The sequence below is a fragment of the Faecalibacter bovis genome (assembly GCF_017948305.1).
GTDB classification, from domain to species: Bacteria; Bacteroidota; Bacteroidia; order Flavobacteriales; family Weeksellaceae; genus Empedobacter; species Empedobacter bovis.
Map to the genome: position 1 here is coordinate 1,666,559 of NZ_CP072842.1, position 25,648 is coordinate 1,692,206.

General features: G+C 30.6%; 26 protein-coding genes and 1 CRISPR repeat array. Of the genes, 14 read left to right on the top strand and 12 right to left on the bottom strand.

Going from position 1 to position 25,648, the window contains the following annotated elements:
- The first annotated feature begins 52 nt into the window (after positions 1-52).
- From J9309_RS08025 to J9309_RS08040, 4 genes are all read left to right on the top strand, one after another.
- A complete protein-coding gene (locus J9309_RS08025; protein ID WP_230475378.1) occupies positions 53-919 on the top strand; it encodes a cupin-like domain-containing protein in 867 nt (288 codons plus the stop codon).
- A gap of 164 nt (positions 920-1,083) precedes the next feature.
- Positions 1,084-2,406 (top strand): Na+/H+ antiporter NhaC family protein, encoded by a 1,323-nt coding sequence (locus J9309_RS08030; RefSeq protein WP_230475379.1) that lies wholly within the window; start codon positions 1,084-1,086, stop codon positions 2,404-2,406.
- A gap of 63 nt (positions 2,407-2,469) precedes the next feature.
- The gene (gene mnmA / locus J9309_RS08035; protein WP_230475380.1) at positions 2,470-3,663 is read left to right on the top strand and encodes a tRNA 2-thiouridine(34) synthase MnmA; all 1,194 of its coding nucleotides are present in this window, start codon (positions 2,470-2,472) and stop codon (positions 3,661-3,663) included.
- A 126-nt stretch (positions 3,664-3,789) separates the two neighbouring features.
- Entirely contained in the window at positions 3,790-4,833 is a 1,044-nt protein-coding gene (locus J9309_RS08040; RefSeq protein WP_230475381.1) for an alpha/beta hydrolase, read from the top strand.
- A gap of 71 nt (positions 4,834-4,904) precedes the next feature.
- Here the strand turns inward: J9309_RS08040 and J9309_RS08045 are convergent, their stop codons facing one another.
- Positions 4,905-5,396 (bottom strand): metallophosphoesterase family protein, encoded by a 492-nt coding sequence (locus J9309_RS08045; RefSeq protein ID WP_230475382.1) that lies wholly within the window; start codon positions 5,394-5,396, stop codon positions 4,905-4,907.
- 34 nt (positions 5,397-5,430) lie between these two features.
- On the opposite strand from J9309_RS08045, the gene truA reads away from it, so the two are divergent.
- The 4 genes from truA to J9309_RS08065 all read left to right on the top strand — a co-directional run bounded on the left by truA (position 5,431) and on the right by J9309_RS08065 (position 9,501).
- Positions 5,431-6,186 carry a tRNA pseudouridine(38-40) synthase TruA gene (gene truA / locus J9309_RS08050; RefSeq protein WP_230475383.1) on the top strand — a complete coding sequence of 252 codons (756 nt, stop codon included), beginning with the start codon at positions 5,431-5,433 and terminating at the stop codon, positions 6,184-6,186.
- Positions 6,173-7,939 (top strand): ABC transporter ATP-binding protein, encoded by a 1,767-nt coding sequence (locus J9309_RS08055; protein WP_230475384.1) that lies wholly within the window; start codon positions 6,173-6,175, stop codon positions 7,937-7,939. The genes truA and J9309_RS08055 overlap by 14 nt, the downstream gene beginning before the upstream one ends.
- A gap of 66 nt (positions 7,940-8,005) precedes the next feature.
- A complete protein-coding gene (locus tag J9309_RS08060) occupies positions 8,006-8,410 on the top strand; it encodes a hypothetical protein (protein WP_230475385.1) in 405 nt (134 codons plus the stop codon).
- Positions 8,411-8,550: 140 nt separating this feature from the next.
- A complete protein-coding gene (locus J9309_RS08065; RefSeq protein WP_230475386.1) occupies positions 8,551-9,501 on the top strand; it encodes a LysR substrate-binding domain-containing protein in 951 nt (316 codons plus the stop codon).
- Positions 9,502-9,575: 74 nt separating this feature from the next.
- Here J9309_RS08065 and J9309_RS08070 read toward each other — a convergent pair whose 3' ends face one another.
- Entirely contained in the window at positions 9,576-10,688 is a 1,113-nt protein-coding gene (locus J9309_RS08070; RefSeq protein ID WP_230475387.1) for a calcium:proton antiporter, read from the bottom strand.
- 146 nt (positions 10,689-10,834) lie between these two features.
- On the opposite strand from J9309_RS08070, the gene J9309_RS08075 reads away from it, so the two are divergent.
- The 3 genes from J9309_RS08075 to J9309_RS08085 all read left to right on the top strand — a co-directional run bounded on the left by J9309_RS08075 (position 10,835) and on the right by J9309_RS08085 (position 13,739).
- A complete protein-coding gene (locus tag J9309_RS08075; RefSeq protein WP_230475388.1) occupies positions 10,835-11,134 on the top strand; it encodes a DUF3817 domain-containing protein in 300 nt (99 codons plus the stop codon).
- A 123-nt stretch (positions 11,135-11,257) separates the two neighbouring features.
- Positions 11,258-13,474 carry a T9SS type A sorting domain-containing protein gene (locus J9309_RS08080; RefSeq protein WP_230475389.1) on the top strand — a complete coding sequence of 739 codons (2,217 nt, stop codon included), beginning with the start codon at positions 11,258-11,260 and terminating at the stop codon, positions 13,472-13,474.
- A 1-nt stretch (position 13,475) separates the two neighbouring features.
- The gene (locus J9309_RS08085; RefSeq protein WP_230475390.1) at positions 13,476-13,739 is read left to right on the top strand and encodes a hypothetical protein; all 264 of its coding nucleotides are present in this window, start codon (positions 13,476-13,478) and stop codon (positions 13,737-13,739) included.
- Positions 13,740-13,790: 51 nt separating this feature from the next.
- Here J9309_RS08085 and J9309_RS08090 read toward each other — a convergent pair whose 3' ends face one another.
- The 8 genes from J9309_RS08090 to J9309_RS08125 form a co-directional block, all read right to left on the bottom strand.
- Entirely contained in the window at positions 13,791-14,255 is a 465-nt protein-coding gene (locus tag J9309_RS08090; protein ID WP_230475391.1) for a hypothetical protein, read from the bottom strand.
- Between the two features lie 79 nt (positions 14,256-14,334).
- Complete coding sequence (locus tag J9309_RS08095; RefSeq protein ID WP_230475392.1) at positions 14,335-14,670, bottom strand: cysteine-rich CWC family protein; 336 nt, start codon at positions 14,668-14,670, stop codon at positions 14,335-14,337.
- Between the two features lie 453 nt (positions 14,671-15,123).
- Positions 15,124-15,645, bottom strand: coding sequence for an STM3941 family protein (locus J9309_RS08100; protein ID WP_230475393.1), 522 nt, complete (start codon positions 15,643-15,645; stop codon positions 15,124-15,126).
- 17 nt (positions 15,646-15,662) lie between these two features.
- Positions 15,663-15,995: a hypothetical protein gene (locus J9309_RS08105; protein WP_230475394.1), complete on the bottom strand. Its 333-nt coding sequence runs from the start codon at positions 15,993-15,995 to the stop codon at positions 15,663-15,665.
- 375 nt (positions 15,996-16,370) lie between these two features.
- On the bottom strand, positions 16,371-16,508 hold the full coding sequence (locus tag J9309_RS08110) for a hypothetical protein (RefSeq protein WP_230475395.1): 138 nt from the start codon (positions 16,506-16,508) through the stop codon (positions 16,371-16,373).
- 54 nt (positions 16,509-16,562) lie between these two features.
- Positions 16,563-16,745, bottom strand: coding sequence for a hypothetical protein (locus J9309_RS08115; RefSeq protein WP_230475396.1), 183 nt, complete (start codon positions 16,743-16,745; stop codon positions 16,563-16,565).
- A 463-nt stretch (positions 16,746-17,208) separates the two neighbouring features.
- The gene (locus tag J9309_RS08120) at positions 17,209-17,622 is read right to left on the bottom strand and encodes a hypothetical protein (protein WP_230475397.1); all 414 of its coding nucleotides are present in this window, start codon (positions 17,620-17,622) and stop codon (positions 17,209-17,211) included.
- A gap of 572 nt (positions 17,623-18,194) precedes the next feature.
- The gene (locus tag J9309_RS08125) at positions 18,195-19,253 is read right to left on the bottom strand and encodes a 3-oxoacyl-ACP synthase III family protein (protein WP_230475398.1); all 1,059 of its coding nucleotides are present in this window, start codon (positions 19,251-19,253) and stop codon (positions 18,195-18,197) included.
- A 529-nt stretch (positions 19,254-19,782) separates the two neighbouring features.
- On the opposite strand from J9309_RS08125, the gene J9309_RS08130 reads away from it, so the two are divergent.
- The 3 genes from J9309_RS08130 (at position 19,783) to J9309_RS08140 (ending at position 21,380) form a co-directional block, all read left to right on the top strand.
- Positions 19,783-20,538 (top strand): hypothetical protein, encoded by a 756-nt coding sequence (locus J9309_RS08130; RefSeq protein WP_230475399.1) that lies wholly within the window; start codon positions 19,783-19,785, stop codon positions 20,536-20,538.
- Positions 20,538-20,942 (top strand): DUF5675 family protein, encoded by a 405-nt coding sequence (locus J9309_RS08135; protein ID WP_230475400.1) that lies wholly within the window; start codon positions 20,538-20,540, stop codon positions 20,940-20,942. Before J9309_RS08130 ends, J9309_RS08135 begins: the two co-directional genes overlap by 1 nt.
- A 210-nt stretch (positions 20,943-21,152) precedes the next feature.
- The gene (locus tag J9309_RS08140) at positions 21,153-21,380 is read left to right on the top strand and encodes a hypothetical protein (RefSeq protein WP_230475401.1); all 228 of its coding nucleotides are present in this window, start codon (positions 21,153-21,155) and stop codon (positions 21,378-21,380) included.
- Positions 21,381-21,562: 182 nt separating this feature from the next.
- Here the strand turns inward: J9309_RS08140 and J9309_RS08145 are convergent, their stop codons facing one another.
- A complete protein-coding gene (locus J9309_RS08145) occupies positions 21,563-21,982 on the bottom strand; it encodes a DUF6943 family protein (RefSeq protein ID WP_230475402.1) in 420 nt (139 codons plus the stop codon).
- 1,316 nt (positions 21,983-23,298) lie between these two features.
- A CRISPR array of direct repeats spans positions 23,299-23,653; the repeat unit is 47 nt; unit sequence GTTGTGAATTCCTTTCATTTCGGTATTTTTACTGAAGCAATTACAAC.
- 827 nt (positions 23,654-24,480) lie between these two features.
- On the bottom strand, positions 24,481-25,641 hold the full coding sequence (locus J9309_RS08155) for a M20 aminoacylase family protein (protein ID WP_230475404.1): 1,161 nt from the start codon (positions 25,639-25,641) through the stop codon (positions 24,481-24,483).
- Positions 25,642-25,648: the final 7 nt, after the last annotated feature.

Genomic DNA, 25,648 nt, shown 5'->3' on the forward strand with positions numbered 1-25,648 from the left:
TATTAGAAAATTTAACAAAATTCTTTATTAATTTTGTGTAAATTTTTTATCAATGGGATTTAATTTCACTGAAGTTGAAAGAGTTGAAATAATTTCTGCAAAAGATTTTCAGAAATATTATGTAAAACCTCAAAAACCAGTAGTTGTTGAACGAATTACTGAAGATTGGCCAGCATATGAAAAATGGAATTTTGAATATATTAAACAAGTAGCTGGCGATAAAATTGTACCGTTATACAATAATGATCCAGTAGATTATTCAAAAAAAGTAAATGAACCAGTTGCTAAAATGAAAATGTCTGAATATGTTGATCTTTTGCATGAAGGACCAACAGATTTGCGTATTTTCTTGTATAATTTAATGAGTCAAGTCCCAGAGTTGCAAAAAGATTACAAAATGCCAGATTTGGGTTTAAATTTATTCAAATCAATGCCAATGTTATTTTTTGGTGGAGAAGGTTCTAATGTTTTTATGCATTATGACATTGACTTGGCGAACATTTTACATTTTCATTTTGCAGGCGAGAAAAAATGTGTAATTGTACCGCCAAAGGATTCAAAATATATGTATAAAATTCCATATTCAGTAATATGTCGTGAAGATATAGATTTTGATAATCCGGATTTTGACAAGTGGCCAGCGTTAAAAAATATTAACCCAATGGTGGCAGATTTAAAACATGGCGAAATGCTATACATGCCAGAAGGTTGGTGGCATTATATGAAATATATTACACCAGGTTTTTCGGTAAGTTTACGTTCTTTAGCACATAAACCTAAAAATTTTTCTGAAGCAGTGTATAATATTTTTATCATGAGAAATATTGATAATTTAATGAGAAAGTTAAAAGGTCAAGCTTGGATTGATGAAAAAAATGAAAAAGCGATTCGAATTACAAATAAATTAATTACTAAATAATATAGTATAAACCGAAAAAAAAATCAGTTGAACGGAATATCTTTTAAGATATTCCGTTCTTTAGTTTAATAAACTTAATTAATAACATTTAAAAAAAATTGGGATTTTTAATTTTGGGCTAGAAATCTCATATTTGTCGAAATTTTTTCGGAAACTAACAAACTATGACAACTAAAAAAGGAAATTTTTGGGCTTTATTGCCTTTGATCGCATTTATTTTAATTTATTTCACCTCATCTATAATTCTAAACGATTTTTACGCCGTATCTGCTATTGTCGTTTTCATGGTATCTTTAATCATCGCAATGATTCAATTCCCAAAAGTTAGCTTTAATAGTAAAATAGAAGCATTTTGCAAAGGAGCGGGAGAAGAGACTATTATATTAATGATTTTAATATTTTTATTAGCTGGAGCTTTCGGAAGTTTAGGATCAACAACAGGTGCTGTAACATCTACTGTGAATTTATTTGTTTCTTTTTTACCTCCAAGTTTTATTGTAGTAGGATTTTTCTTAATCGCCTGTTTTATCTCAATTTCGATGGGTACATCAGTCGGGACAATCGTAACATTGGCACCCATAGCTGTTGAAATGGAAAAAATGCTTCCTGGATCTATGGCAATGTTATTGGGAGCAATTGTGGGTGGAGCAATGTTTGGAGATAATTTATCTTTTATATCTGATACTACAATTGCAGCAACTCGTACGCAAGAAGTTGATATGAAATCAAAGTTCAAAGCGAATTTTAAAATAATTTTACCAGCAGCTATTATTTCAATTATATTATATTATTTCCTATCTCAGAGATTTGAAACGGCTAATGTGAATAATAATTTATTAGAATATGATTTAATATTATTGTTACCTTATTTATTAGTTTTCGGTTTAGCAATTGGCGGAATTAATGTGATTTGGTCTTTAATAATCGGAATCCTTTCATTTGTTGCAATTGGAATATTTTATAAATCAATTCCATTTTTAGACTTAATTTCTAGTATCAACAGTGGTTTTACAGGAATGTTTGAGCTAAGTATTTTATGTTTAATAATTGGTGGTGTTGTAGGAATTATTCGTTTTAACGGTGGATTAGAATTTATCATTGATAAATTAACAAAGAATATTAAATCAAAAAAACAGGCAGAATTAAGTATCGCAGGATTAGTAGCTTTGGCTGATGCTGCTTTAGCAAATAATACGATTGCAATTTTAATTGTAGGTCGTGTAGCGAAAGAAATTTCTAACAAACATGATTTAGAACCGAAACGTGTAGCAAGTATTTTAGATACCGTATCCTGTTTTGTACAAGGGATTATTCCTTATGGCGCACAGATTTTAGCTGCTGTTGCAGTAACAAAAATTGCTCAAGAAAACACCTATATGGTTTCTCCGGTGGATGTAATTTCCAACTTGTATTATCCTTTCCTAACTGGAATTTGCATTTTATTATTTATTCTCTTTATCAATAATAAACAATCAAAATTAATCTAATTGATTTAAGATAAGACTGCATCTAATAATATTTTGTAATTTTGCATTCTGAAATTTAATAGAATGAAAAGAGTTGTCGTAGGACTTTCTGGAGGGGTAGATTCAAGCGTTACAGCATACCTTTTAAAAGAACAAGGTTATGATGTGATTGGTTTATTTATGCGTAACTGGAACGATGCTTCGGTGACATTGGAAGATGAATGTCCATGGATCGAAGATAGTGCAGATGCTTTATTGATTGCTGAAAAGTTAGGAATTCCTTTTCAGGTAATTGATATGTCTGAATCGTACAAGGAACGTATTGTTGATTATATGTTTAACGAGTATGAGAAGGGAAGAACACCTAATCCAGATGTTTTATGTAACCGCGAAATTAAATTCGATTTATTCTTAAAAACTGCTTTAGATTTAGGTGCTGATTATGTTGCGACAGGTCATTACGCTCGTAAATCATCTACAATTGATGCAAATGGTAATGAGGTATTTCAATTACTAAAAGGGGTAGATAATAACAAAGATCAATCGTATTTCTTATGTCAGTTATCTCAAGATCAATTATCAAAAGCTTTATTTCCAATTGGTGAATTAGAAAAACCAGAGGTTCGTCGCATTGCAAAAGAACAAGGTTTAGTTACAGCTGATAAAAAAGACTCTCAAGGTTTATGTTTCATCGGAAAAGTAAGTTTACCAGAATTCTTACAACAACAATTAAAAGCTAAAAAAGGTGATATAATTGAAATTGCTAAAGATTGGAAAGGTTTCCAAAGAGAAATACCAACTTTTAATAATAAATACGAAGCATTAGACTTTGAAGCGCGTGGTTTTTCTTATACAAAAGGTGATGGCGAAATTGTAGGAACACATCAAGGAGCTCATTATTTTACAAGAGGTCAGCGCAAAGGTTTAGGTGTTGGTGGTAAAGTGGAACCGTTATTTGTAATTGCTACTGATGTTAATGAAAATATTATTTACACAGGTCAAGGAGCAAATCATCCAGGTTTATTAAAGAAGGCTTTATTTATCAAGGAAGATGAGGTGCATTGGGTACGCGAAGATTTAGCTTTAAAAGAAGGTGAAACAATGGAAGTTATGGCGCGTATTCGTTACAGACAACCATTACAAGTTGCAACTTTACACAAAGCAAAAGAAGGAATGTATGTTGAATTTCTAAATCCACAATCTGCTATTACAGAAGGTCAATTTTGTGCTTGGCATATCGGAGATGAATTAGTAGGTTCAGGCGTTATCAATTACTAACAAATACATTATATACATAAATAGTTAACCGTTTGAAAAATATTTCAAGCGGTTTTTTATTTTTATAATTTCAATTAATTTTAGGATTGAATTTTGATAAGTCAAATGATTCTAAGACTTTTTTATATGATTTCTAAAAACTGGATATATTACATTTTATTAGTTGTATTTTTTACAGCGTGTTCAGCTTCACACAATGTGCCTCAATCACAGGTTCCAAATAATTTTATTAACCCTAATATTACAAGTGTTTTTGTAGATCAAAACGGGAATTTTTTTCCAAATCAGTGGAAAGATAAATATGGTCAACCCAAAGGAAATGCAACACGTAAAGAATTTTCATTAATGAAAATTGCAGCAGAGAATGGAAATACAGATGATTTAACAAAGTTTGAAAATTCTCAATTAAAAGGTTTTGCTGATCGTGTAAAAAATAAAAAGCGAATTATAATTTTTATACATGGAATTAATAACAATTACATGGAAAGTTTAACGAATTATAATAAAGCAAGAACTTTAATGGATCTTAATAATCAGAAAGACGAAGTGGTTAATTTTTATTGGGATGGATTAAAATCTAATAATATTTTTGGGACAGCAAAAGTGTGGGTTAGTGCAACAACCAACAGTCAATTGGCCGGTGAATATGGATTAAGGAGAATTCTAAACGCAGTTAATAACAAAGAAATTTACATTATTTCGCATAGTAGAGGAGCAGCAGTTGTAATGAGTGCGCTTAAAAATCCAGTTTTGAATGAGGTTGAAAAACGTATCGCTACAAAACATCATTATTTGGATATTCAGAAAGTTGAACCTTTAAAAGAAAATAATAATAAAATTTATAGCATTATGCTTGCACCAGCAATAGGTGTCAAAGATTTTAAAGAAGATGATGGATCCTTTAAAGTGTTTTCTGATCAATTAAAATCAATATCGAGTACGATTAATAATACTGATTTTGTTTTAGGTAAAGGAAAAACCGGAATTTTATCAAGTAGTTTTACTTCAACTGATTTTGGATTTAATCCTGAAACTTTTGAAGAAATTTCAAAACAATATCAACTTTGTGATTATACAGATTTTACTGGTCAAAAATCACATAATTTTAAAGATTACATCACAAATCCGAAGTTTAAAGAAATTCTAAGAAAATTTAAATTAGCCAAATAAAAAAAAGAAGTTCAAATTTGAACTTCTTTTAATTTTTAGTTTGATTTTTGATTTAAAATATATTTTTCAGTTTACTTTTTAAATTCGATTACTTCTAAATTTTCTAATTTTCCGTTATTTACATCAAAACGCAACATCGTTCTAACTTGATGAAAACCATGTTTTCCAACTGCTCCAGGATTTAAATGAATTAATCCTAAATCTTTATCAGGCATAACTTTCAGAATATGCGAGTGACCACAAATAAAAACTTTCGGAGGATTTTCTGTAATTTCTTTTCTAATTTTAGGATTATATTTTCCAGGATACCCACCAATATGCGTTATCCAGACATCTACACCTTCTATCGTAAAACGATTATTTAAAGGATATACAGCTCTTACCGTTTGGTCGTCGATATTTCCGTAAACAGCACGAACGGGTTTTATTTTTTCTAACTGATCCATTACATCTATAGCTCCAATATCACCAGCATGCCAAATTTCGTCGGCTTGTTTAGCGTATTCTATAATTCTATCATCGATGTAAGAATGTGTATCTGAAAGTAAAAGAATTTTCTTCAAAAGGTTGTATTTTTGCTTATCAAATTTACAACAATTGCGTTACTTTTTAGAATTAGCATATAACGGAAAAAACTATTATGGTTGGCAAATTCAACCCAATCAAATTTCTGTACAAGAAACTATCGAAACACGTTTATCAAAAATATTAGGTCAAAAAAATTCAATCGTAGGAGCAGGTCGAACAGATACAGGTGTACATGCAAAAAAGATGTATGCTCATTTTGATTTTGATGGAGAATTGAAAAAAGATTTAGTAAAACATCTTAATTCATTCTTACCAAAAGATATAGCGATTTATAAAATTCATGAAATGGATCCAGAAGCGCATGCGCGTTTTGATGCTACTTCACGTTCCTATAATTATTTTATATCACCATTTAAAAATCCATTTACGTTTGATAGTGCTTGGGTTTTTAATCGCGAATTAGATTTAGATAAAATGAACGATGCTGCACAATTGTTAATTAAGAAGGGAGATTTCGGAAGTTTTGCTAAATTGCATACAGATGTAAAAACGAATATTTGTGATGTAAAAGAAGCTTTTTGGCGCGTGAACGAAGATGGACAATTTGTTTTTCAAATCACTGCCGATCGTTTTTTACGCAACATGGTTCGTGCAATAGTTGGTACATTGGTAGAAGTCGGAATTGGAAAAATTACGAAAGAAGATTTAGCCAAAATAATAGAAGATCAAAACAGGGGATCAGCCGGAGCATCTGCACCAGCACATGGTTTGTATCTTGTAGATGTGCAATATCCTAAAGAATTATTTAGAAATGAGTTCAAATAAAACGGAAAAATCATTTGATTTTACAGGTCTAAAACGTGTAATTGCATTAGGTCTTTCACAAAGCAAAGGTCTGTTTTTGACTGTAATTTTTATTGCAGTCTTTAGTGCGTGTTTTTCTGTTTATCGTCCGTATTTAACAGGAGATGTTATTGATAACTACATCTTAAATAAAGATTTACTTGGTCTAAAATCAGAGATTATAAAACTTATAGTTATTCTGGTTTTTGAAGGAGTTCTTGCTTTTTTTACGGTTTATTTAGCTAATGTTGTGGCACAACGTGTCATACGAGAACTTCGTGTTCGTTTATACAATCATTTAATAAAATTTAAATTAGGCTATTTTGACAAAACTCCAAATGGTGTTTTAGTTACTCGTTCAGTTTCAGATGTCGAAACAATTGCAGAAGTTTTTAATGATGGAATTTTAGTGCTTCTGGGAGATGCGTTAAAAATTATATTTATCGTTGCGATGATGTATTATATGAACTGGGTTTTAGCCACTATTGTAATTGTTATTCTTCCATTGATGATGATTATAACACGTTATTTTCAGAAAGCTTTGAAAGATGTTTATCAAGATGAAAGAACGTTAGTTGCAAAGTTAAATACGTTTGTGCAAGAACGTTTAACAGGTATGAACATTATACAAGTTTTTAATCGTCAACAAGCAGAGTATGATAAATTTGTTTCAATCAATAACGATTTAAAAAAGAATTATTTAAAAACTGTTTTATATTTCTCATTACTGTTCCCAGTTGTAGACATTGTATCAGCTTTAGCAACAGGTAGTTTAATTTGGTTCGGAGGATTAAGAACTGCAGTTGCCGGTGACGTAACTGTTGGTAATTTAATTGCTTTTACACAATTTATTACCATGTTAACGACGCCAATGCGTGCAATTGCCGAACGATTTAATTCTATTCAGCGTGGTTTAGTTGGAGCAGATCGTGTATTTAATATTTTAGATGCAGATGAGACTTTGCCAGATAAAGGAACTAAGAAGTTAGAAAAAGTAAAAGGAATCATAGAATTTGAAAATGTTGTATTTTCTTATGTTCCGAATAATCCAGTTTTAAAAGGAATTAACTTAACAACAAAACCAGGAGAAACTATTGCAATAGTAGGATCAACAGGTGCTGGAAAATCAACAATTATTAATTTATTAAGTCGTTTTTATGATATAGATTCAGGTTCGATTAAAATCGATGGAATTGATATTTATGATATGGATTTAGTAAATCTTCGCAAGCACGTAGCGGTTGTTTTACAAGATGTGTTCTTATTTAATACCACAATTTTTGATAATATCGTTTTAGGTAATGATAAAATTACACTTGATGAGGTTAAATCTGCGGCGAAAGTAATCGGAATTCACGATTTTATCGAATCTTTACCAAAAGGATATTATTCTGAAGTTTCGGAGCGTGGAAGCACATTATCAGTAGGACAACGTCAATTAATTTCATTCTTACGCGCGTATATTTATAATCCTGAAATTTTAGTTTTAGATGAAGCTACTTCTTCGATTGATACAAATTCTGAAGAAATGATTCAGCGAGCTACAGAAAAACTAACGGAAGGAAGAACTTCTATAATTATTGCCCATCGATTAGCTACGATTCAGAAGGCGGATCAAATTATTGTAATGGATAATGGAATGATTGTTGAGAAAGGTACTCATGAGTCTTTATTGGCTCAAAAAGGTTATTATTCAAATCTTTACGAAGTACAATTTTCTAAAATTAACAATTAGAAAATGTATTTATTTTATATTTAATAAATTAAAACTATTATATTTAATAAAATAAACAAACCAACGATGAAGAAAATATTTTTAACAGCTACTATTTTAGGTGTGGTAGCATTAACGTCTTGTAAATCTGAAAAAGAAAAAGTAGTTGATAATGTAAACGATACACAAACAGCTATTCAAGAAACAGCAAATGATGCTGTTGTAGCTGCACAAGAAACTACAGCTGCAGTAGCAAGTGCTTTACCAACTTTTACTAGTCCTGAAGCTGCTGCTTATGCTCAAAAATTCTCTGATTACGTAGGAGAGTTAAAAGCTGTTGCTGCAACAGGAGATCAAGCTAAATTAACTGAATTAACAGGTAAAGCAGTTGATTTTCAGAAAGAATTACAAGGAATTACACAGAAATTAACAGCAGAAGATGCTAAAAAATTACAAGATTTTGTTTCAGAATTACAAAAATCTGTACAATAAAGCTTAATCAAATAAGTTGTTGGCTCGGAGTTATTTCCGAGCTTTTTTTATTATAACTTTTTATGATATAATTATAACTAATTTATATTATATGTATTATCTTTATCACAAAATTTTATAGGGTAATTTTATTTATTATTATGACATTAGTACAATTACAATATGTATTGGCGGTTGCAGAGCACAAGAATTTTACAATTGCAGCTGAAAAATCATTTGTTACTCAACCAACGTTAAGTATGCAAATTCAGAAGTTGGAGAAAGAGTTAAATATCGAGATTTTTGATCGTACATCACACCCTATCAAAATCACACAAATAGGAGAGAAGATTGTTTCTCAGGCTAAAATCATCTTGATGGAAGCCAATCGTATGAAGCATTTAGTAAACGAAGAAAAAGGTTTATTAGAAGGTGATTTTGTTATTGGAGTAATTCCTACGATTTTACCTTCATTGGTGCCGTTGTTTTATAAAACTTTTCAAAAAAATAATCCTAAGTCTAACTTAATTATTAAAGAGTTACAAACGGATAAGATTGTTAAAGGAATTAAAGATGGTTCTTTAGATTTTGGGATAGTTGTATCACCATTATATGAAGACCAAATTGTTGAAAAACCATTATACTACGAACCGTTAGTGGCTTATGTACCTTCGGCACATCGTTTACATGAACAAGAAAGAATTTTAGAATCTGATTTAGATTCATCAGATTTATTAATCTTACAAGAAGGACACTGTTTCCGTAACAATGTATTGGCATTATGTGATTCAACTAAAATGAAATTACGACCAATTAAATTAGAAAGTGGAAGCTTTGAGGCATTAATAAAATTAGCAAACGACGGATATGGTATGACTTTATTACCATCTTTAGTTGCTGAGGATTTACCTGATAACTTAAAGAAAAATGTGAAGAGTTTTGAAACTCCAGTTCCGACAAGAGAAGTTTCATTGATTTATCACCAATCTCAGTTAAGAGATTCTTTCGAGAAAGAATTAGTAAATACAATTCAAAGTATTTTAAGAGGAAAAATATTTTTAGAAAAAGACGCAAAATTAGATTCAAATCTAATCTCTTTACCAAAAAAATAAAACGATATAAATTAAAAAAGCCGCTTCTTAAGAAGCGGCTTTTTTAATTTATAATAATGCTATTTTGCTACGATTTATGGAACAATTGTCGTGAAAAGATAAGTGGCAAATAAAACCAATAACACGATACCTTGCTGAATATTTGTACGACCAGAAATTAGTGATAAAAACACTGTGAATAATGATAATACTAATAATAAAACTGATTTAGCATCGATACCTAAAGTTACTTGCATGCCTGTGAAATAACATACAATTGCTACAGCCGGAATAGTTAGTCCTATGGATGCTAATGCAGAACCTAAAGCTAAATTAAGACTTGTTTGTAAACGGTCTTGTCGTGCAGCTTTAAAAGCAGCTAAACCTTCAGGTAATAAAATTACAGTTGCGATAATAATTCCGACTAACGATTTTGGTGCTCCTAGATTAAAAACTAATTCCTCTATTGTTGGAGATAGTTTTTTAGATAATAAAACAACAGCAATTAAAGCAACAACTAATAATATTAAAGATGAAATTGTTGTTTGTGTGTTTGGTGGCGCTACGTGTAATTCTGATGCTGTACCATCTTTACATTGTTGAGGTAAAAAATAATCGCGGTGGCGAATAGTTTGTAATGATATGAAACCTCCGTATAATATTAATGAAATGATAGCAACGAATATTAATTGACTTTCAGAATATACTCCAACTCTTTCAGAAGTTGTAAAATTAGGTAGAATTAAAGTTAATACCGAAATGGCAATCAGTGTAATTAAAGCAGTTGAAACACCTTGTTTTATAAAATTTTGTTCACGATACCTAAAACTTCCAACCCATAAACAAATACCAATAATTCCGGTCAGAATGATCATAATCGCTGCAAACACGGTATCTCTTGCTAATACGGATGGAGTGCTTCCTGTTTCAGAAATCATAAGAGATACGATTAATGAAACCTCAATTACAGTAATGGCTAATGCTAAAATTATTGTACCAAAAGGTTCTCCTACCTTATGTGCAACTACTTCGGCATGATGAACTGCTGATAATACTGCAGTAATTAATGATACGCCTAATAAAATTGATACAAATATACTGTCGCTTGAAATTGTAAATAAAGTAACAATAGCTATAATTGGACACAATATTGTCCACAATGGTAAGTCTAAATTTAATTTTTTTGATAAAAAGTTGTTAGCGTGCATTAAAATTGTATTTGATTATCAACAAAATTAATAAATATTATTGATAAAGTATATATTGATTATCATTTTTATATATAATACTAAAACTTCTAATAATATTGACAAATGTTAGATTTTCTAGAACTAGAAGAGTGTAAATTTGCATCATGAAAAATATCTCGGAAGAACAATTAAAAAAATGGTTTAGAATCTCATGTACTTGGGAAGCTATAAGTTGTGCAATTTTATTTTTAGTTGCGATGCCAATTAAATATCAATTCGGTTATGTTCTACAAATGCCTTTCGCTGGGATTTTTCATGGATTTTGGTTTTCGGCCTATTTAATTTTGCTTTTTGTGACAAGAAAATTTTATAAATGGGACGACGAAGACTTTATCTTCTACATCATGTTTGCATTTATTCCTTTCGCAACATTATCACTACATAAAAAGATTGAAGAAAAATAGCTTTACTAAATAACAGTTGTTGTGTAAGATAAATAAAAATACACATTTAAAAAACATTTAAAAACGCTTAAATACCGAATAGTTTTTCTATTTTTGGGCTACTTAATTTATTAAATGCCACTTATGATTAGAAATTTTATTCTCTTCACATTATTATTAACTCTTAGTACAACATCTCTTTATTCACAGGATAGTACTTCTAATGAATTAATTTTAAATGATGATAGGTATCCTAATGAACCATTCTTATTTGATGATCTGAATTATATAATAGGTTCAGAATCAATTGTGACTTTGCGAAAAGTAGATTTGTCACAATCAACTTTGTTTGCTGAATCACCAACTATTAGAAGGGTTTACAAAATGGATGGAGCATTGTATTTTAATCCGACTCAAACAACAGGTGCAAAACTTGATTCAAAACCTTTAAATCTTTATGGATCTGGTAACGATTCTAATAAATATTATTGGAGATTTCGATTAAAAATAAAAGGAAAAGATGGATATCAAAGTTCACCTCGCTTAGTATTGACTTATTCAGATGGTATTTCAGAATCAAAAAATTTAAATGTCTTTAATTCAGAAGAATTTTTAAACTATGATGTTGAAGTAGAATTAGGTAGTAAGAATATTACAAAATTTTCAATAGAGTCTGATGGGAATACGAATGGGTTTAATATAGATGAAATCTCAATTTATACAGATGCTCCTATAGATAATAAAACAACTTTCAACGGTATAAGTTGGTCATTAGAAGAACCAGATTATTTTGTAGATGCAGTTTTCGATGGCCAATTTATTTGGAATAAAAATTTACAAGCTAAATCATTATTGATTAAGTCTGGTTCTAATATTATTATAAATTCAGGAAATAAAATTAATCTATTAAATGAGATAATTGTAGAGGAAGGGGCAAATATCACTTTCCTAGAAAATTCATACTTAATTCAAATAGATGATAATGCATCTAATGTCGGAGAAGTAACATTTGTACGTAAAAGTACTCCAATGTATAGATATTCTACAAATACTTGGAGTAGTCCTGTAAAAAATCAAAACCTTTTTTCTTTTTCACCAGGTACAAGAGAAAATCGTTTCTTCAAATATCAAACTTTAACCGACTTATGGGTTAATGAAGGATTAAATTCAAGCTCAATATTCGAAGAGGGAATTGGTTATGGTATTTATGCTCCACATTATTTCTCAGGTTATAATAATGGAACTGGAACACCTCAGGTTTTTAGAGGTGAGTTTAAGGGGGTGCCTAATAATGGAACTATTAATGTAATTTTAGACAAATATAGAGATAGTAATAATCAACATTTAATAGGTAATCCTTATCCTTCTCCAATTTCTCTTTACGCATTTTTATATTTAAATGAAGAATATATCGATAATGTATCTATATATAAACATCAAGTGCCAGTTGATAATTATTTAGGAGAGTATATAAACGAAGAATCACAATATGTTACCTTTAATTTATCAGGTTCTTCGGATCCAAATTTAGAATCAAATTCATTTTTGTTAGATGTTGGTCAAGGTTTCTTTGCTAAAACTTTGGATGAATCAATGGATAAAGTTGTAATAAACTTTATGAATTACTTTTATCGTTTTGATGAGGATGAATTAAGTGATTTTACAGAAACTCCAATTTATTACAGAAATGGTACAGATCTTAGAGTTTATGACAAGTTCTGGATTTCACTTTCAAAAGATAACCAGATCATAGGTAATACATTGATAGGCTTTTCTGATTTAACAACAGATGATTTTGATCGTAGATATGATTCAAAATCCTTTTCAGGTCAATCCTCAGACGGAATATTTTCTAAAATTAATAATCAAGATTATTTGATTCAGTCATTATCTAACTATAAAAATGATAAAAGTATTAAGTTGAGTTATGAAATTCCCACTGATGGATTTTATAATATAAAACTTTCTAAAGTCCAAGGAATATTTCAAGAGGAAAACATTTATTTAAAAGATAACTTGACTCAACAATTAATTGATTTAACAGAGATCGCTAATTACGAATTCTTTTCAGAACAAGGCTATAATGACACAAGATTTGAAATTGTTTTTAAATCAGTATTGAGTTCAGAAGAATTGGTTTATGAAAAAGAAGTTAATATTTATACAAAAAATAGAGATATAATATTAACATCAAATTCAAATAAAATCTTCGAATTTGATATGTTTACAGTTGAAGGTAAGCTTTTTTTAAAAGATAGATTTATTTATAACAAAAGAATTTCTAATGTTCCTAAAGGGATTTATGTAATCAAGGTTAGAAATGATGATAAACAATTAACACAAAAAATAATCGTAAATTAATATGAAATTATTTCAAATAGTAATCCTTTTATCAAGTATAAATTTGTATTCTAACGATTTAAATAACGTAGATTTTGCTCAAAACAATCCGATTTGGAGTGAATCTACTGAGAATCCATTATCTGAGAATCCAACACCACCACCTACAGATACAGATGAAGAACCAACAGTTCCAATCTCTAATTACCAATACGCTTTATTAGCATCGGCAATTGGATTTGGAGTTTATGGATTTTTTAAACATAAAAAAGTTAAAACGATATAAAACAAAAAGCACCTCTAAGAGGTGCTTTTTTTATTTGAAATTTAATTAATATTAATTAAAAACATATTTAAATCCTAAAGAGAAACGTCCCGCTTCGAAATTAGAATCGTTAGTTAAATTCCACCAAGGTTTCCAATCAAAATGCATTGCTAAAGGAGCAGATGGAATTTTGTATTCTAAACCAACTTGTGGACGAATTGCGAAATATGTTTTGTCATTATTACCGTAATCAACGAAAGATAATTGTGGTCCTACACCAACATACCATCCTAATCCATTAGTTCCAGAAAAACCTTGATTGTAAGTATAATCAGCTCCAACTACTGTGATGTTGTCACCGAACATAACTTGTACATTACCTGCGTTTTTACCGTCGAAAGAGTGCTTGTATTGTGGACCAAATAATGTTTCTCCATCACCTAAGTCAACTACAACACCTAAAGCATTGTTATAATCTTGTGCATTAACTTGTCCTACAGCTAAAGCTAAGATAGAAGCGAATAATAATTTTTTCATTTTCAGTTTATTTTTCTATCCATTCACAATAACCGTGCGAAATTTTTAATTTGTTGTTATTTTTATAAATTCTAAATAATTATTTGTATCCATAGGCGCAATGTCTGCAATTATTTTTGCAACAATTCCCTTTTAAATAATGGTAAAAATTTGTAAAAACCCAATATTGTCCTTCAATGTAATAGTGTACACCTTCTTTATATTGGGATGGATGTTGTGGAAATGGATAGGTATTTTTTAAATCGTTATAAGATTCAATTTCTTTCAAACAATCTAAACATAAACAATCATAGGTAGTTTTGGATAGGTATTCTTTTGTTTCGTTACTTAAATTTATTTCATTACAATCGCATGATAATATGTTTTCAGTTTGACATTCGAAATCCTTTTGGCAACGTTTACAATTTTTTTGCATGGTTAATATTTATAGACAAAAGATATTAATTTTTTTGGTTAAATAACATCTACTGAAAATATTAATCATCAATTTTCAAACACTCAGGTTTTAGTATTAATTTATCAACATTTTACGATGAAATAAATATAAATAATTAAATCAATTTCGGTAACGGTTTATTTTAAATTTATGATTGAAAGGTAATAGAGGTTATTTGATTCCAAAAAAAAAGCCTCGAAGTAAAAACTTCAAGGCTTTTAGCGGAGAGTGAGGCTCCGGAACTATATTTTGTATCTCCTATTTTTAGCTACTTTCTCTTTACGATAAAAGCGAGCAAGATTCTATCTCCGATAAAGAAATAAAAGCTTTATTAAAACTGATAAAATAACAAAAGGCAAACTAACGTTTGCCTTTTACTTTATTGTGAATTAATATGTTGTTTTTACACAACATATTTGGAACAGTACCCTTTCATTTGCGTTTTTCCCATTCTTTTATTAATGTTTCAAATAATTCCTCTTTGGATGCTTTTAAAAAATATGGATTTATATAGATAGGTGTGCCACTAGATTTTATTTGCATTTTCATAAAAAATTTTGTTAAAACATCACTACCTTCTAAATAATTTAGTGGTTTTTTTACTAATATTTTTATTCGTTTTTCATCAGGTTTATTTTGGTTAGATATATCAATAATCTCTTTCCAAGGTATAAATTGATTTTTTAAAAAATATGAGTTATTATATATTCCTTCTTCACTAATTCTAAGTCCATATTTACTTTGAACGATCCATTTCAATAGAAAATAACAAAGATAGGGAGATACAATTAAACCAGATATGCTTACTAAAATAACTATTATTGTCGATGGCGTTAAAACAGTAATATATTTATCAGGATTTTGTATCGCTACTGCACAACAAGAAAATAAAATAATAAAAATTATAAAAAATAATGATAATTTAAAATTATTTTGCTTATATCGTATATCCATTATTAATGTGTTTCAATTTAGTAATCTTCTACAAATTGTTTTGCTTGATTACGTTCAGGATTATCAGGAAGATATATTATATCAATACTATAGTGTTCTTTTAAATTTTCATTATCATAAAATCCTTCATAATAATTATTATTTATTTCAAATCTATAGAATCCTCTAATAGTTCCTTTTGAACCAACTCCTTTAACCTTATAAAGATAAGCCTTTGCTTGTTTTCCGTTTTCCTGTAATTCATTATTATTTTTATTATTTCTTAAAAGAAGAAAAATAATAAAACATATAAACAATATTAAGACAAAATTGGCTTTGATTCTATTAACAAAAGATGATTTATTTTCCATTTGCTTTATCAACTTTTCTTTTTACAGCTTCAGCTGTGCCTCCTATGGCTCCATTTACTGTATTATTAATAGTTTTATTTTAAATATAAAGTGTTTGTAATGAGTGGTTTATAAAACAACAACACGTTTAGAACAGTACCCTACCATTTTCTTATTAATGTAATCAACGTAATTATAATATATATTAAATTAATGAGTATAAGTATAAAAGATTTTCGTACCTCTTCTTTTATAATATTTTTAAATTCTGTGATATTATCACCATCCTCAAAAACATCAATTTGATATTTTATATTTAATCCGATATTTAATAAGGATACTATATCATAGATAATAACCATAATTCCAAGGCAAACTACAATATACGTCAATACTTTACTTTTTTTTGTACTCATCTGTTACATTTTGAATATTAGAATTTTTGTCTCTTGTTGCATTATGTAATTCTTGATTAAGCTTTGCTAGATCTACGCTGTCAATTTTTACATTTGATTTCAATTCGTAAGCATTCATTTTATTATAATCTAAAGTTCCGTCTTTTAATCCTTCTTCAATCCCATCAATAGTTTAAGTTGTACAATTATTATTCAAAAAATTATATTCATCAATTACTTTTGCATTGTCACTGTTCTTGTATTTTTCTTTACTCGGAGATTTATCAGATGAGTTCAATTTATTATCAAAGAATTTAGCTATATCAGATTCATTAGCATCTCCTATTTGGAAAACCTGAGCACCACAACCATCCACATATTTACTGATTTCATTTAAAGCATCATCTCCTGTAAGTTTTATAAGAACCCCTTCACCTGAAATATTTGTATCATTGAGAGGACCTTTATTGCTTCCTACTTCACCATATCTGCCATAAACAAGTCTGTTTTCACCAGTACCTTTGAATAAAACATTCTTATTGTCTCTAGAAAAGTAATCAATAACACCATAACCTGTTGGACCGCTATGGGCTAGATTTTGTAATCCTGCTACTACATTTACTACATATTCCGAAAGATTAACACTTTACGATGAAATAAATATAAATAATTAAAATTAATTTCGGTAACGGTTTATTTTAAAATTATGATTGAGAGGATAATAGAGGTTATTTGATTCCAAAAAAAAAGCCTCGAAGTAGAAACTTCAAGGCTATTGCGGAGAGTGAGGGATTCGAGCCTTATCTCGTATTTCTTTATATCAGGGGGATTGTGGATTTTTATTTTGCCCAAGTAGGTAAATCTTTCCATCCTTCTGATGGAGCTTCTTTTATACTGTCTGGAACAGGTTTGTTTATATATAACCTACTTGTGGAAAATAGTTTATTAACCCATTCATTATTATTAATTTTAACTAAGAATTTTTCACCTATTTTACTTTCATAGTAAGATGTGCTATCATTATCAAAATAATAACTCCCTTTATATACATTTTTATTATAATAATAGTTGAATTTTATTTTATTTGAAGAACTCTTACCTATAAAATTTATCTCTGTTAAAGTAGCTACACTATATCTAAAATCTTCTTTGGTAGAATTATCAAAGTAATTATTTAAAACTATATATAAAGTTACTAATGATAGGCAAAAGAATACAAAAATTCCCCATTTATTTTTTTTTATTTCTTTCATATATATTATTTAATTCTTGCTCTAAAAATGATGTGACTGTATTGAAAACAGTCCCAATTGTATTTTCGAGTCCTGATATTTGATTTCCATTAATAAATTTATCTGCACGATTACCTAAACCAGCTCCAAGAGTACTTGTTACTCCATTAAACAGTATTGCATTTGTATCTGTCTTGGTATTAAGTTCAAATTTTTTATTGCCAAAAACATTTACAACATATTCCGAAAGATTAACACTTTACGATGAAATTAATATAAATAATTAAAATTTATTTAGGTAACGGTTTATTTTAATTTATGATTGAGAGGATAATAGAGGTTATTTGATTCCAAAAAAAAGCCTCGAAGTAGAAACTTCAAGGCTTTTAGCGGAGAGTGAGGGATTCGAACCTCATCTCGTGTTCCTTTATATCAGGGAGATTGATGAATCTTATTTTACGATGGTATCTGTATGGACACCGTATTTATGAATAAACATTTTAATTGTGTTACAAAGGTACGAATTCTAAAGTTTTTATTTTGATTTACTTAGCCAAAATATGGTGAGGTTATATTAAATTAATTTTAAAAAATTAGAATCTATATATAAAAGTATTGATGTTCATCCCTGCGCCTACTGATGCGAACATAACAATATCCCCTTCATTTATTTGATGATTTTCTACTTCATGATTTAAAATCATTTTTAAAAGTATAGGAATTGTTGCTACACTACTATTACCTAATTTTTGAATGACCATTGGCATAATATTATCAGGTACTGGTTGATCAAATAGTCGATAGAATCTACTGATAATTGCTTCATCCATTTTTTCATTTGCTTGGTGAATAATTATTTTACTAATATCTGTTATGGAAAAATCACTATCATCTAAACATTTTTTCATGGCTTGCGGAACATTCGATAATGCAAATTCATATATTTTACGTCCATACATTTTGATATACTTAGTATTTGGACAATTTTCATTATTGTATGATCTACCATAAAATAAGTAATCCTTTTCATTGTTTGCAAAAGATGCTGATAAATGCGATATAATACCTTTGTCGTTTTGAGATTTTTCGATTATTACAGCTCCAGCACCATCAGCATATATCATTGAATCTCTATCATGAGGATCTATAACGCGTGATAAAGTTTCAGCGCCAATTACCAAACATCTTTTTGCAATTCCCGCATTAATATATGTATTAGCTTGTATTACAGCTTCTACCCATCCTGGACAACCGAATAATATATCGTATGCTACACAATATGGATTTTTAATATTTAATAAGTGTTTTACTCTAGCGGCTAAACTTGGTACAGTATCAGATTGAATTGTATTAAATTTAATATCTCCAAAATTATGGGCGAAAATTATATAGTCAATTGTTTCAGGATCTATTCCTGAATCATTAATTGCTTCTGTTGCTGCTAAATAAGCTAAATCGGAAGTTACTTGATCATCATTTGCATATCTTCTTTCTTCAACTCCAGTAATTTGTTTAAGCTTTGCAGCTAGAATTGAATTGTCTTGTAATAATTTTTCACCTTGTTCGTTTAAAAATGAATGATTTTTAAAGTGCGAATTGGAAATTACATTTGAGGGTATGTAATTTCCTACACCAATAAACTGGTTAGGCATAATTGTATTTTGTATTATAATTAGATATTAAGTTTACTAATTTAATATTAAAATCTTATATACTTCTAAAACTAATATTTGAAAATTTGTATATGAATACTAATTTAAATTGAATATTAATTTAAAAAAAAGCACTTATAATATTAAGTTTTAAAACAATATTTATATTCCAAAATACTCCCCCAATTCTTCCCATGTAATCATTTGATGAGGTAGTTTGTTGTAGTGCGTTTTAATTTGGTTATAGATGCGAAGCGATTGCCTATAGCTTTTGCCTGTGATGATCTGAATGTCTTTAGGGTAAACGCAAACCCTTTGTAACTTTTTTTGCTGCATAATTATACATTTTCATACACTATCTATGCTTAATCTATACTTTATAGATACTTCATCTATGTGTCAAATGATGACAAAAGATGAATAAAAAGCCATTTGGTAAATACTGGTTTTAATAAAGTTACGATTTTTCTTATTCTTGTTTTGTCTACCGGTAGAAGGATTAAATGTTGAACGAAAAAATGTAGAAAAAATGGCAAGACAGAAAGGTATTATTAAGCTTTTGGGTACTGTGGGAGACATTACCTTTTATAAAGCAAAAGAAGGGTTTTTAGCACGTGAAAAAGGTGGCGTGGATAAGAACAGAATTATGAATGATCCAAACTTTCAAAGAACGCGAGAAAATGGTGAAGAATTTGGGCGAGCAGGAGCATCTGGAAAAATGTTGAGAACTGCGTTTCGTGCGGTATTGTTAAACTCTGCTGATTCGAGAATGGTTGGGCGTTTAACTCGTGATATGGTTAAGGTGATTCAGACCGATACGGTGAGCGAACGTGGACAACGTAATGTAATTGATGGAGATTTATCGTTGTTAAAAGGATTTGATTTCAATATCAATGGTAAGTTATCGACAACGATTTATGCGCCTTACACGACTACGTTAGATCGTGCACAAGGTGAGGTTAAAGTTGATATACCAGCATTTATTCCGATTAATATGATTAATGCACCATCGGGAACGACGCATTTTAAAATTGAAGCTGCTGCTGCAGATGTGAATTTTACGGATGGGACATTTAATGTTTCGAATGCCGATACTGGGATTCTTCCTTATGATGCGGTGGCAACTTCAGCGATTAGCTTGGCGACGACTTTGCCTACAAATAGTACAGAACCTATCTTCTTGGTTCTGGGAGTGGAATTCTATCAAGAAATTAACGGTGAAAAGTATGTACTGAAAAATGGTGCATACAATGCGCTACAATTAATTGATGTGAATCAACCGTAATGAAATTAGAACTGATACGTTCATATTTCCCTAATGGAACAAATGGTATTCTTCAAAATTCGAAGGGTATCATTTGTTATACGATTGAGTTGCCATGGTTGAATAATGAATTGAGAAAATCGTGTATTCCGGAAGGGAAATATGTTTTAACGAAACGATACAGCCAAAAGTATGGGTGGCATATTTGGTTAAAAGATGTACCGAACAGGACTTATATTCTGATGCATCCTGCAAATAATGCCAAAAAAGAATTGTTGGGTTGTATTGCTCCGGTGACTTCTTTGGGTGGTGCTGGAATAGGATGGGAAAGTCGAAAGGCTTTTAATCAGGTGAAGGATTTGGTTTATCAAGCGATTGATAAAGGGCAAAAGGTTGAATTGGTGATTAAATCATCGAAAACTTAATCTTTATGTTCTTTTTTCCTTGATGAAAAAAGGAACCAAAAAAATCAAGGCTTTAAATCGTTTACGCTAAAAATCCTTTTCATTTCGGGAATGAATTAAATGATTCGTTTCACTCACTAATTCATTCTATTCCTTCATGAAAATGATTTTCTTCACGCGAACGATTTAGAGGCCGTTTTGGATGATGTATTAATTAAAATTTTTAAACGGATGAAAATAATTGATCGATTACAATCCCCAACGCCTAAGTTGTTTCAATGGCTCCGAAATATCGGTTTGGTTTTAGCTGCTGTTGGTGGAGTGCTTTTAGCTTCTCCAGTAGCATTACCGGAATGGTTAAATGATCTTGGCGGTTATTTAACGGTTGCAGGTGGTGTGTTGGGAGCAGTGAGCCAATTAACGGTTGTAGATGGCGTGAATAAAGATGATACAGGATAGTCAAATGAAAATGGGGGTTCTCTGTGGTACAATGTTTAGTATCATTGGGAATTTAGGCTTGAATGATATTGTACAGACGGCAGTTTTAGCTGGTGTAGGTGCTTTTGTCAGCTTTATAGTATCTTATTTATTAAAAAAAATAGAAAAATAAAAAGGCTCTTCGTTTGAAGGGCCTTTTGTTTTTACTTGATGTGTCGCATGATGTAAACATGTTTCAGTTCTCGGATGAGTTGGAGTTGTTTGGCAATGGATGCTTCATACTTTTCTAATTCGAGGTAGCGTTTAAAATCAGTTTCAAATCTTCGGTAATTGTTGAAAGCTTTTTTAGCTTTTTCCGTAACTACATTTTTAAAATCTTGGATGCGAATAAATGGAATAACTGAACCATATAAATAATTGTCGAATGCATTGGTCTTCCAGGCTGCATAAAGAATTGCTTTGTACGTTTCTTTTTGTTTCCAATTGGTACAACGAATGACAAAACAATTAGGGCAAGGTTCTTCCAGTGGCTTTCCCACGTTTAGACCTTTGGATAAAGCAAATAGATCATTTGACTGAATCTCTACTTTGGCTGAATAATGTTTAATTTCTGGTAAGTTCATAGCTTGGCATTTAAAAATTTATGCTCGCCATGCTTCGCAGGATATTCTTTAAAAGAAAAAACGAAATAAAAGAAAGCTCTTCGATATAGCAGGATCATTTTTTAAGGCAAGGTTTTACATCCAAATACAACCTGTATAGGTGGAGATTTTGATGTAAACCTGCAAGGCTTGACCTTGACTAAAAATGAAACTGATAGACCTTTGAGGTTCTTTTTGTTGAATTTTTGGAAAGTCGAATTGACTTGATTTGATGTTTGAATTTGGAAGTGGAATTGTCTTTTTTCAATGTGGGTTTTCTTAGCATTAAAAATTTTAATCGGGGAAATATGCGCAGGTGAAGAAAAGCAATCTACTATTTAAATAGGTGGCGAGGGATTGTAGCTGAACATCCCTTTAGGGTGTTTTGCTACACCGAGCCAATTGGTGTGGGCTAATAAGCTATCAAACAGCACAAAAGTGAGGGGTTACGAATTGCTTTGCAATGGAGTACCGAACGATGTGATGCGACTAGCGATTTAGCGTAATAGACCAATGTACCTTTTATAAAACTTTTGCTTTTCTTGACCTGTAGCTATTAATGGGGTGGCGGGGAAATGGGGAAATTTTATCGCTTATCAAGCATTTTTTGTGTGTAACGAAAAGCTGTTCAGAAATGGGCTTGACTGAAAGGAAAGCTTATTTTAGCTTGGTTTTGCGTAAATGGTGTGCAACTTAAATTTTTTATATGTTCATTTTTGTCTTGACACAAAAACGAACCAAAAAAGTCAAGGCTACGATTATCGACGGTCAATATTCATTTCGCTTCTCTAAAATGTTTAAATTTTAAACCGAAATCATCTCATGATTTCTCCTCTTAATCTCAAATCTACGGTCAGTAAACATTTTTACGTTTCACTCAATGTATTGACACTCGTCTGCTAATCGAAATGCCATTTTCTTTAGCCTTGTTTTTTTTTGGTGGGTTTGAATGATGGTTATTGTAAGGAGTTGAAGTTGCGCACTATTGGAGTAAATCGTTTGTGCAAAAATGATTGTTGCGATAATTTAAAACCTCAACAAGAGCAAAAAACGATATGAAAATTGGGGAACATCGGACAGGTAATGGGGCCGCTATTTTACATAATGTGATTATAGTGGCTTTACGCCCGTTAGCCCGTAGGTGACTATAATGCCATGTTATGTAAACATAGCTACTGGCCCTTCGAGAGCCTCAGGGACCAAGAAGAATGAGTTTTTTGCTTTTGTTGGCAGCTAAAAAATCCCCAACTGAATTAAATTGAGTTGGGGATTTAAAAAACAATTTTATCTATTTATATGTTGTGAATTTCTTTCATTTCGGTATTTTTACTGAAGCAATTACAACTTGCATAAACCTTTGACATTCTGATTGATAGTTGTGAATTCCTTTCATTTCGGTATTTTTACTGAAGCAATTACAACAAACTTTAAATTAATATCATCTTTACCATGGTTGTGAATTCCTTTCATTTCGGTATTTTTACTGAAGCAATTACAACTAGTAGCTGGTTTAGATGTTTACGGTTTTAGTTGTGAATTCCTTTCATTTCGGTATTTTTACTGAAGCAATTACAACCATTAATCGCATTAAATTTTGGGTTGATAGGTTGTGAATTCCTTTCATTTCGGTATTTTTACTGAAGCAATTACAACTAGTAGCTGGTTTAAATCTTTACGCTGATTGGATTCAAAAGATGCAGGTATACTAATAGAATAAAAAACTTTTGATGGTAGATTATTTTCTTTAATAAAATAATCAATTTCATTTTTTAAATACTTTACAAATACTTTAACTGCATCTAATGGCTTTTCTATTACATATTCACCCCCTTGTGGTAATTCAGTCGATACATATTCAGGACCATTATCTGTGCCTAGCTTCATTTTAAATGAGTACCATAAATTACGGCCATATTGCAATTTACTTTTTAGCATTTTTGCTGTATGCCCAATATATAATTGTTGATTATACCAAGCTATACAAGATGGAATTAAATGATTTACTGTAATTCCGCCATCTAAATTCTTTTGACGAACAGGCATTACATCCGAATGGATAGGTGTTGAATTATCGCCAGTTATAGTATAACTAATAACTGTTGTAGAGGTTCCAAAATCAATTCCTATAAACGTAGAATTTTTTAATTGATCTTGTACTATGTTATTGTTAATTAATGAAGGAACCAGAGTTCCTAAATTTAGTTGGTTCGACATTGTTTAAATTAGTATGGTAATTAAAATACTAATATAACAAAAATGGACTCATTAAAATTAGAGATAATAAAAAAAAAAGACTTTATATGTTTCATAAAGTCTTTTTAAAATTATTTAAAATCTAAATTTTTAATCTTCAAAGCTATCAAGTAAAGAATCAATAATTTCTTCTACAGAAAGAGGAACAATTTTAGTCTTATTAAATTCTTTAAATTTTTTATTATTCGAATTATTTTGGTCGAAAATATTGATATTGGAAAACTTATTTAACTTTTCAAATACCCCTCTGTCAAAGCCACCCAATAAGCCGCTCCTTTGGTCAATAATTCTTTATTAAAAGTAAATTCCGGATGATGCACCATGGGCGTATCGCCGTTCCCAAGAAAACAATAATGACCAGGGCGTTTTTGTAACATAAAGGCAAAATCTTCGGAACCTAAAAAAGTAGGACCTGGATAATGTGTTTGTTCTTCGCCAAAAGCTTCTTGTGCAATTTCGTAAGCCATTTTTGTTTCTTCTACGGAATTAACTAAAACGGCTCCTGGAATTCCCTCACGAATCTCATGCTTACAACCAAAACTTTCTGCCTGATGCTTCGTCAAAGTTCGAATATTATCCAAAACCATAACACGATCTTCAGGTGTTTTCGTTCGAATGGAGAGTCTTAATATAGCAGATTGCGCGACCACATTTCCAGCATTTCCAGATAAAAATGCACCTACCGTTACAACCGCACTGTTGGCAGGTGCTACATTTCTGGAAACAATGCTCTGTAAAGCCATGACCAATGAAGAACCCGCTACGATTGGATCTATGCCAAGTTCAGGCATGGCACCATGACTTCCTTTTCCTGTAATTTCTATTTCCCAATTGTCCACAGCCGCCATGACTTCTCCGTCCGCAAAATAAAATTCCCCTAATTTTAATCCAGGCATATTATGCATTCCAAAAATGGCATCCACTGGAAAACGTTCGAAAAGTCCGTCTTGAATCATCGCCGGCCCGCCTTCCATGGTTTCTTCTCCTGGTTGGAAAATTAATCGCACGGTTCCATCAAAGTTTTTAGTTTCCGACAAATATTTCCCCGCTGCTAACAACATACTTGTATGACCGTCGTGACCACAAAGATGAGAAATTCCCTCCTTCGTACTTTTATAGGGTAAATCATTCACCTCTTGAATCGGAAGAGCATCAAAATCAGCTCTTAAGCCAATGGATTTCCCACTATTTCCTATGGTCATCGAAGCTACAATTCCATATTTACCCACACCCGTTTCTACTTCAAAGCCCCAAGATTTGACTAAATCCGCTATGTATTTCGCCGTCTTTTCTTCTTTCATAGAAAGCTCTGGATTCATGTGCATGTGATCAAACCATTCTTCTATTTGTATTCTATCTTTTTCTAATTTTCGAACTATATCATTCATATTATAT